Origin of the sequence: Sphingobium indicum BiD32, assembly GCF_000382885.1 — a bacterium.
In the GTDB taxonomy this organism is placed as follows: Bacteria; Pseudomonadota; Alphaproteobacteria; order Sphingomonadales; family Sphingomonadaceae; genus Sphingobium; species Sphingobium japonicum_C.
The window spans coordinates 1-5078 of record NZ_CAVK010000121.1 but is presented as its reverse complement, the minus strand read 5'-3'; the positions used below and the strand labels follow the sequence as shown (position 1 = coordinate 5078).

The 5078-nt window shown below is 59.9% G+C and carries 5 protein-coding genes; all 5 read right to left on the bottom strand.

All coding sequences use genetic code 11. The features are described 5' to 3' along the window. On the bottom strand, positions 1-382 hold a 382-nt coding region (locus EBBID32_RS11950), incomplete at its 3' end, for an ATP-binding protein (RefSeq protein ID WP_037490419.1). Then, complete coding sequence (gene istA / locus EBBID32_RS11945; RefSeq protein WP_037490416.1) at positions 382-1668, bottom strand: IS21 family transposase; 1287 nt, start codon at positions 1666-1668, stop codon at positions 382-384. The genes istA and EBBID32_RS11950, both read right to left, overlap by 1 nt. Before the next feature lie 52 nt (positions 1669-1720). Further along, positions 1721-2701, bottom strand: coding sequence for a transposase (locus EBBID32_RS25350; RefSeq protein WP_156022545.1), 981 nt, complete (start codon positions 2699-2701; stop codon positions 1721-1723). A 35-nt stretch (positions 2702-2736) separates the two neighbouring features. Continuing rightward, positions 2737-4059 (bottom strand): MFS transporter, encoded by a 1323-nt coding sequence (locus EBBID32_RS11935; RefSeq protein ID WP_006957526.1) that lies wholly within the window; start codon positions 4057-4059, stop codon positions 2737-2739. Positions 4060-4517: 458 nt separating this feature from the next. After that, positions 4518-5045 (bottom strand): hypothetical protein, encoded by a 528-nt coding sequence (locus EBBID32_RS11930; RefSeq protein WP_006957525.1) that lies wholly within the window; start codon positions 5043-5045, stop codon positions 4518-4520. Positions 5046-5078 lie beyond the last annotated feature (33 nt).

Here is a 5078-nt window from a genome sequence, read left to right as displayed (position 1 = left end):
TTCGGGCCGACTGGGCCAAGCTCACCGCGAGGTGCGTTTTGCCCGTGCCGGGCGGCCCCAGAAGCAGCGTTGTGTCGCCATGCGCGATCCAGCGACAAGTCGCCAGCTCGCGGATCTGCCCAGGGTCCAGCGAGGGTTGCGCATCGAACTCGAACCCGTCGAGTTCGCGTACAAACGGGAACTGTGCGATCTTGCCTGCCATGGATATCCGCCGCTCATCGCGTCTGGCGATTTCGCGCTGGACGAAGAAGCCCAGCGCCTCGCGCAGTGTCATCTTCGAGCGTGCCGCTTCATCCAGCAGGGTGTCGAGCTGGTCGCGGATCGCCGTGAGCTTGAGCCGGTCCAGCATTGCCACCAGCGCTTCGTGATCGATCGGGGTCATCACCAGCTACCTCCCGCCACCGCCTCATATTCGGCGAGCGGCCGCAGCAGCGCCGATGTCGGCAAGGGCACTAACAAGGTATCCCGGATCGGACCTGCGCCGACCAGCCCCGCAAGGTGCGCCCGATCGGTAATCCGCTGACGTCGCCCCTCGCAGGCTGCGTGATCGGCAACGACCTCGCCGGCATGGCGCACGATGACGCGGCCGGCCAGCACCACAACCTGAACGGTCTCCCCAACCAGGCGCCACGGCACCGAGTAGCTGTTGGTGTCGAGGTCGATCGCGCAATCGGGGTGAACCTTGCGCACCAGATCCCGCAGCTGTCCGAACGGCGCACGGCCGCCCAAGGGGCGAAGCGCGCCTGCCTCATCGGCAAAGCGCACGATCGGCAGCTCGCCGGTCGTGCCATGAACACGCTGGTCGGCAACTTCGCGGGTCCACTGGTCAAGGTGCGCAATGAACGCGCCCCAACTCGCGAAGCGGCGTCCAGCGATAGCGTTGCGCTTCACGTAACCGACGCCGCGCTCATCCTTACCCTTGGTGCGCGCACGATACGGAGCGCAGGCCTTGGGATTGAAGCCCCAGTACCGGGCGAAGGCGTGAAGCCGGGCATTGAATCGCACTTCCCGCGTCACCGCATCATGGTGTTCGACCAAGGCCCTGGCATTGTCGAACAGGATTTCTGTCGGCACCCCTCCGAACCGCAGGAACGTCCCCTCCATGCCTTCGAACCAGTCCAGCTGCCGCTCGCGCAGCGAGGCACGGATATGCATTCGGCGCGAGTAGCCGAGCGTCGCGACAAACAGATGCACGCGCACCCGCTCGTTGGCGATCCATGTTCGGACCTCGCCAAAATCGATCTGAAGCTGATGCCCGGGACGAGTCTCAAAGCGAACCGTCGCGCGCTTCTGCGCCTTCAACTCCCGCCGCCAGGGCTGAACCCGAAGCTCGACCGATCGCAGCCCAATTACGACCCCGTGCTCGCTCGCCAGCTCCTGACGCACGACGTCGGCGTTACCGCCGTGCCGAAAGAACCGCTCGCGAAGCCAGTCCTCCAGTCCGTCAAACGCCGTTTTGCGCGCCGGCTTGCTGAACGGCGCGGCGCCGCCAGCACGAAGATAGCGTCGGACTGTGTTGCGTGCGCAGCCGAACTCCTTCGAAAGCCGCTTCGCTCCCCAGCCAAGCTCATGCAGCCGCAGCATTGCGGCCACCTCGTCTGCCTGAAGCATCTCATCTCCCTGCATCGTCCTCGTCCGTGCAGGAAACTCTGGAACCCAATTCGTCATCTGTCCCTCCTTTCGGCAATCCGAGGGGGCAGTTCTCCGTTTCGTTAGGGGGTCACTTTCTCACTTCGCCTGACAAGGCGATCCGGACGATCTTATCGGCAAGCGCGATTACGACCTTGTTGATGTGCATGCGCGCTTGGAGCTGGTCTTGCCATTGGCCAAGTCGACTGCGGGAGCGATCCAGTTGCATCACGCAAGATCGGGCGCCGTGAATAAGCAGGCGTCGCACATAACCATTGCCACGCTTGCTGATTCCGAGAAGGGTCTGTCTACCACCCGTCGAGTATTGGCGTGGTACGAGGCCCAGCCAAGCAGGCAGGTCACTAGCTTTGCGGATAGAGCCGAAGCGCCGGTCGATGCTAATGTGGCTCTTGTAGCCGAACACCGGCGTCGCGATCTGCGGCAGCGGCGTGCCGTCAGGGCGGTAGCCGACTTTGCCACCAACATTCCCCGTCCAGCGCGCATCGACATCCTTCTGATGGGCCTTGTTCAGCTTTCCCGGCCAGGTCTGCTTTGCTGACCTGCCCGCCTTGACCGCGACCTTCTCTTCCTCGGTATTGCGCTGCTTGGGAGCGGGAACCAACGTGGCATCGACGATCTGGCCGCCCATGGCGAGATAGCCGCGCTCGCGCAGTTGCTGCTCGACGGCCTGCATTAACGTGCCGCTTTCGGTCAGACGGCTGCGGTAGTGACGGATGGTGTTCTCGTCGGGCATCGTGCCGCCCAGATCAAAACCGAAGAAGCGCATCCACGAAAGCCGGTCCCTGATCATGAACTCCATGCGGGCATCGGCCAGGTTGTGCTGTGCCTGGACTACCTGAACCTTGAATATCGAGACCGGATCGAACCGCAGTCTGCCGCCCTTCGCCCCATCGCTGTATCCCAGCCCCTTCACCAAGAGGGCGTGGAAACGCTCGAAGTCCACGGCGCTTCCCAATACCTCCAGCCAATCACCGTCCCGGCTCAGCCGTTCCAGATGCACGGATAACGAAAACAGGCTCGACGGGTGCATCAGCGATAACTCCTCGCTCAATGCTGAATCACATCAACATGCAAAAACGCGAGGGGTTATTGCGGGTGTCCAGCTTCCTTTCGCAAAGGCTTGAGGAATATGGCTACGGAAAGCAGGGTGAGGGCGACCAGGAACATGAAGGCGATAACATAATCGCCGGTACGGTCGAATAATACCGCAGTGAGCGGTATGATCAGGGCTGACGTGCCCGTCACTAGCGGCAACATGCAGCCCATGACGAAGCCGAAGTCCCTTGGACCGTAAACCTGTGCCAGAAGTCCGGCCCAGCTAGGCACCTGGGTTCCGCTCGCCAGACCGTATATGATGGCACATGCCAGCATCGCGGTGAAGTCACTCACCTGCGTCAGGGCTGCGATGGGCAGCGCCTGCAACGCCATCGAAGACAGCAGCGCGAGCTTGAGGTCAATACGGTCGGCGACGAAGCTGAACACCAGCTTGCCGGCAAGCGCGCTCACGGCGATCATGGGAAGCAGGAGGGTTGCCTGGCTTGCAGCAAGACCATGCCCTTGTGCGAACGGCACGATATTTATCGTCACCGCAGCCGCCGCGGCGAATACTGCGCTTATGCCAAGCCCGATTCGCCAGAAGACGACACTGCGCATCAGAGTGCTTATTTGCATGGTTGTCGCGGCGGGAGTGAATGGAGGCATGGATGTTGCGTCAGTTTCTGCACCATCCGGGTTCAGCCCAATGTCTGACGGTCGGTTTCGCACGAATAGCAAGATGACAGGGAGCGTTACCGCGATGGAAATGACGCCGACCCATAGGCAGGCGGAGCGCCAGCCTGAAGCATCGATGAGCGACTGAAAGAGATATGGAATTAGAAGCCCGCCGATGGAAGCGCCCATGGCAATCAGAGCCAAGGCGCGCCCGCGCCTGTTTGTGAACCAACGTGTCACAAGCGTATTTGTGCCGAGCATGCCGATGAGCGTATAAGCAAACGCAGGCAGCACGGCGAAGGAAAGGGTCACCTCTGCCAAGGTTTCAGATACGGACAGCAATATAAACGACAAGCCCATCGACACGCTGCCAAGAGCCATCAGAACGCGAGCCGAATAACGATCAAGCAGCTTGCCGAGGATAGGCGATGCCACCAGCGCAACAATCAAGAAGCCAGTTTTGCCCCACATCATTTCCGTGCGAGTCACGCCCAGTTCTGTTCCGATAGGAATAACCAGAAGACCATAAGAATAAACAGACAGGCCATTGCTGACAATCTGAGCCATCATGGCCACGCCCACGATCCACCATCCGTAGAATATGCCTTTTCTGATCCCTGGCAGGGAACTGCGAACCTCAGCTGGCACCAAGTGTTCATTGCCGACCAGTGCGCGCTCTGCGAGCTCAGGCTTGGACATCTTAGACCTCTCCCCTAATTGTGTGGACCATTATATTGAGGCTGCGGAGTCTATTTGGACCACTGTCGCATCCCGGCGGATTATTGGCATTTGGAAATGATCGAGGTTCCCTTGATCGCGAGGAGGCATGGGTCTCCCAGAAAGACCGGATGCTTCCGATGATGTAAAGTAGCCCCTACCCTAGGGTAGGCAGTCGACAATTCAGCAGAGGTCCGCTGAATTGCAGCGTAAAACAGAGCACTTGGATTCTTTCGAGGGGGAACAACTTGGCAGCCGCTTCCTTTCTGCGCATCTTGCGCTCATGATCACCGGGATGGCGTCTTGTTCCGGGGTGCAAATTCCGCTTAGAGGGCGTCGTTCTCGATTTTCCGCAGCATCCCGTGAGTTTAGATTTGCCACGACTGCGCGCGCACGGCAGGTTGACGGCGGAAGGCGGGCCCCGATCTTGGTGACCCATTCTAGAGAATGGTCACATCCGGCCGGTCGAGAAAGTCAGGTCCAAGCAGCCGCTCCCGTAACCGCCCAAGATGCTGGTCCGTGTAAACACGCTCACCGACCATTTTGTCTCCCTCAAAAGGAATGACGGCAATAGTGTAGCAGCGCCGCTGCGTCCCGTCCTGCAAATCATAAACATTGCTGAACTCATGGATCAAGACATCTTCCCCGGCGGTGGATGCCCTGATCTGGTGATGCTGTGTCGTTCGGGTATCGTTCTGAGATGCCATGGGGAATAGCCGCCGCGAGCGCTCAAGTACCGCATCTCGGCCGGTAATCCGGATGCCCAGGGGGTGCATCTCAAACACAGGCACATCGACGAGAAAATCCAACATCCCGTGGAAATCGCCGTTCATGAAGCAACGCGCATAACCCATGTTCACTTCGATCATGCGGGCGGCACGCTCCTGCGAGGCAATGGAGTGCATGGTATCGGCTAGTTCGGGATACTCGAGTGCTGCAGAATCGCGGCCCGTCAGCTTGTCGTTCATATTATGCTTCCTCGTTGCGAAGGATGGAGGATT